Annotated in this window: 4 protein-coding genes; 1 reads left to right on the top strand and 3 read right to left on the bottom strand. The window is 74.8% G+C overall.

Going from position 1 to position 3,095, the window contains the following annotated elements; all coding sequences use genetic code 11:
- A partial coding sequence (locus tag AB0J52_RS33940; protein WP_500186978.1) for a hypothetical protein occupies positions 1-215 on the bottom strand: 215 nt, incomplete at its 3' end.
- A gap of 109 nt (positions 216-324) precedes the next feature.
- Here AB0J52_RS33940 and mshC point away from each other — a divergent pair.
- Positions 325-1,566: a cysteine--1-D-myo-inosityl 2-amino-2-deoxy-alpha-D-glucopyranoside ligase gene (mshC, locus tag AB0J52_RS33945; protein ID WP_500186979.1), complete on the top strand. Its 1,242-nt coding sequence runs from the start codon at positions 325-327 to the stop codon at positions 1,564-1,566.
- Positions 1,567-1,649: 83 nt separating this feature from the next.
- Here mshC and AB0J52_RS33950 read toward each other — a convergent pair whose 3' ends face one another.
- Both AB0J52_RS33950 and AB0J52_RS33955 read right to left on the bottom strand, forming a co-directional pair.
- Positions 1,650-2,474 carry an oxygenase MpaB family protein gene (locus tag AB0J52_RS33950; protein WP_500186980.1) on the bottom strand — a complete coding sequence of 275 codons (825 nt, stop codon included), beginning with the start codon at positions 2,472-2,474 and terminating at the stop codon, positions 1,650-1,652.
- A gap of 203 nt (positions 2,475-2,677) precedes the next feature.
- A partial coding sequence (locus AB0J52_RS33955) for a PAC2 family protein (protein WP_500186982.1) occupies positions 2,678-3,095 on the bottom strand: 418 nt, incomplete at its 5' end.

A 3,095-nucleotide genomic window follows, 5' to 3' on the forward strand; every position in this document is an offset into this window, starting at 1 on the left:
CGCTGGTGCTCGGCGCGATGAACTTCGGCAGGATCGGCGGCACCGGACAGGACGAGACCGTCGCGATCGTGGCCGGCGTCGGCCGCGTCCGGGCCGGCCTGGCCACCGGCGGGCACGATCGCGACGGTGAGCACCAGCGCGACCAGGACGGCGAGGCCGCCGCGCGCCGCGCGGGGCAGCCCGCGGCGCTCACGCGACTTGCGATGGCGTGCCATGGACTCGGTCGGACTCCGTTCCACCCGTTCGGGGGGCTGGGGGACAAGGCAGGACGGTCAGGACGATCTCGGTGTCAAGCTATCCGGAGCGCACGGATAAGGTTCAATCATGCGATCGTGGCCCGCTCCAGAAGTTCCCAGTCTCCCTGATGACGGCCTGGCCGGCGCGGCCGGGCCGCTGCGACTGCACGACACCGCCGCCGGGGAGGCGCGGCCCACCGATCCGGGGCCGACCGCGCGGATGTACGTCTGCGGGATCACCCCCTACGACGCCACGCACCTGGGCCACGCCAACACCTACCTCGCGTTCGACCTGGTGAACCGCGTGTGGCGGGACCAGGGCCGCCGGGTCCACTACGTGCAGAATGCCACCGACGTCGACGATCCGCTGCTGGAACGCGCCGAGCGGGACGGGCTGGACTGGCGGGAGCTGGCCGACCGGGAGATCGAGCTGTTCCGCGAGGACATGGCGGCGCTGCGGGTGCTGCCGCCCGACCAGTACATCGGGGCGGTCGAGGCGATCCCGCTCGTGGTGAAGATGATCGAGGAGCTGCGGGCCCGCGACGCGGTGTACGAGGTGGACGGCGACCTGTACTTCCCGGTCGCGTCCGACCCGGGGTTCGGCGAGGTCAGCCGGCTCACCCGGGAGAGGATGCGGCCGCTGTTCGCCGAGCGCGGCGGCGACCCGGACCGGGCGGGCAAGCGCGACCCGCTGGACGCGCTGGTGTGGCTGGCGCAGCGTCCGGGGGAGCCGGGCTGGGACTCGCCGTTCGGCAAGGGCCGCCCGGGCTGGCACATCGAGTGTTCGGCGATCTCCGTCGAGCACCTCGGCATGGCGTTCGACGTCGAGGGCGGCGGCTCGGACCTGGCGTTCCCGCACCACGAGATGGGCGCGGCGCACGCGCAGGTCGCGACGGGCGAGCGCCCGCACGCGCGCGCGTACGTGCACGCGGGCATGGTCGGCCTGGACGGCGAGAAGATGTCCAAGTCGCGGGGCAACCTGGTGTTCGTGTCGAAGCTGCGGCGGTCCGGCGCCGACCCGATGGCGATCCGGCTGGCGCTGCTCGCGCACCACTACCGCTCCGACTGGGAGTGGACGACCGGGCAGCTCGACGCCGCCGCCGAGCGGCTCGGGCGCTGGCGGGCCGCGGTCGCCGCGCCCGCCGGGCCGTCCGCCGCGGGCGTGCTGGAGACCGTCCGGGAGCGGCTCACCGACGACCTGGACGCGCCGGGCGCGATCGCCGCGATCGACGCCTGGGCGGAGGCGGCGCTCGCCGGCGCCGGTGACGACGCCGAGGCCCCCGCGCTGGTCCGCGCGATCGCCGACGCGCTGCTGGGCGTCCAACTGTAGGAGTCGTGGAGAGGAGCCCCGCGTCCGCTTCCGGCCGGGGCTCTTTTCGTGCCGTCTCGCCGCCCGCGGCCCCGCCGGGTCGGTCAGGGCGTTCGCGGCCGTCCGGCCCGCTGGGCCTTGCGCGCGATGCGCTTGCGGGAACGCCAGAGCATCAGCGGGACGCCCGCGCGGCGCAGCCGCCCGGGGACGAGCCGGTAGGAGAACGCGCCGGTGCGCAGCAGGAGCCACAGGAACCGGTCGCGGCGCGGCCCCCACGGCAGCCCGTACTGCACGCGGACCGGCTCGGGCAGCAGCCCGGTGGTGACGAACCGGTTGAGCCAGAGCGCGGGGCCGAGCCAGCGCAGCTTCCGCGACCACAGGACGGCCCGCATGACCTCGCGTCCGGCGTCGGTGACCTCCAGCGAGGCGACCGTGCCGTCGAAGTACCGGCGGAACGCCTCGCGATCGGCGGGCTGCGCGTCCGGCGGGCAGCCGAGCACCTCGGCGACGTACCGGGCCTGGTCGACGTAGTCCGCGCCGAGATCGCCGGAGGGGGACCGCAGGACGTCCTCGTACACGTAGAGGGCGGCGTCGGTCAGGGTGGCGTTCACCCACGCCTGCAGGTCGGGGTCGTTGCCGGAGTAGCCGGGGCCGGTGACGCGGTCGTGCAGGCGGCGCAGGCCGCGGCCGAGGCGGGCGGCCTCCTCGTCGGTGCCGAACGCGACGATGATGAGGAAGTCCAGCGTGCCGAACAGCCGGTCCAGGGGCCGTTCGCGCAGGTCGCTGTGGTCGGCGACGCCTTGGGCGATCTTGGGGTGGGCGACCTGGAGCAGCAGCGCGCGGCCCGCGGCGAGCATCACGGCGGGCTCGGCGGCGAGCAGCCGCAGCACGGCGCGGTCGCGGGTCTGGGCGGGGGCCGGGGCGGACACGGGGCTCCTTCCGCCGGGGGGGTGCGGAAGCCGTCCGAGGGGCGGGAACGGGACGAGAGCGGGACGGGGCGGACGGCTAGTAAGTGAATGCTTGCGCACGTCCGCCCGCGCCGCAAGACGTCCTTTTCCGGCCAAGCGAAGGCCCTTGCCGACCTCCGGTCGACAAGGGCCCCGACGAAGCCTTCCGCGCGTCCCGGCGGGGATCAGCCGGGGTCGCGGCGGCGCAGGTAGCGTTCGAACTCGCGGGCGATGGCGTCGCCGCTCGCCTCGGGCAGCTCGGTCGCGTCCTTCTGCTCCTCCAGCGTCCGGACGTACTCGGCGACCTCGGAGTCCTCCTCGGCGAGCTCGTTCACGCCGTTCTCCCAGGCGCGCGCCTCCTCGGGCAGGTCGCCCAGCGGGACGGCCACGTCCAGCAGGTCCTCGACCCGGCGCAGCAGCGCGAGCGTCGCCTTCGGCGACGGCGGCTGCGCGACGTAGTGCGGCACCGCCGCCCACAGCGACACCGTCGGGAGCTCCGCCTTGGCGCACACGTCCTGGAGCACCCCGAGGATGCCGGTCGGCCCCTCGTAGCGGGCGGGCTCCAGGTTGAGGGTGGTGACCATCGCCGCGTCTTTGGCGGCG

Source organism: Spirillospora sp. NPDC049652, from assembly GCF_040675125.1.
Lineage (GTDB): Bacteria > Actinomycetota > Actinomycetes > Streptosporangiales > Streptosporangiaceae > Spirillospora.

What these genes read in the sequence shown, in the direction of transcription:
- mshC (WP_500186979.1), top strand. Translation starts at nt 325, where the DNA reads ATGCGATCGTGGCCCGCTCCAGAAGTTCCCAGTCTCCCTGATGACGGC.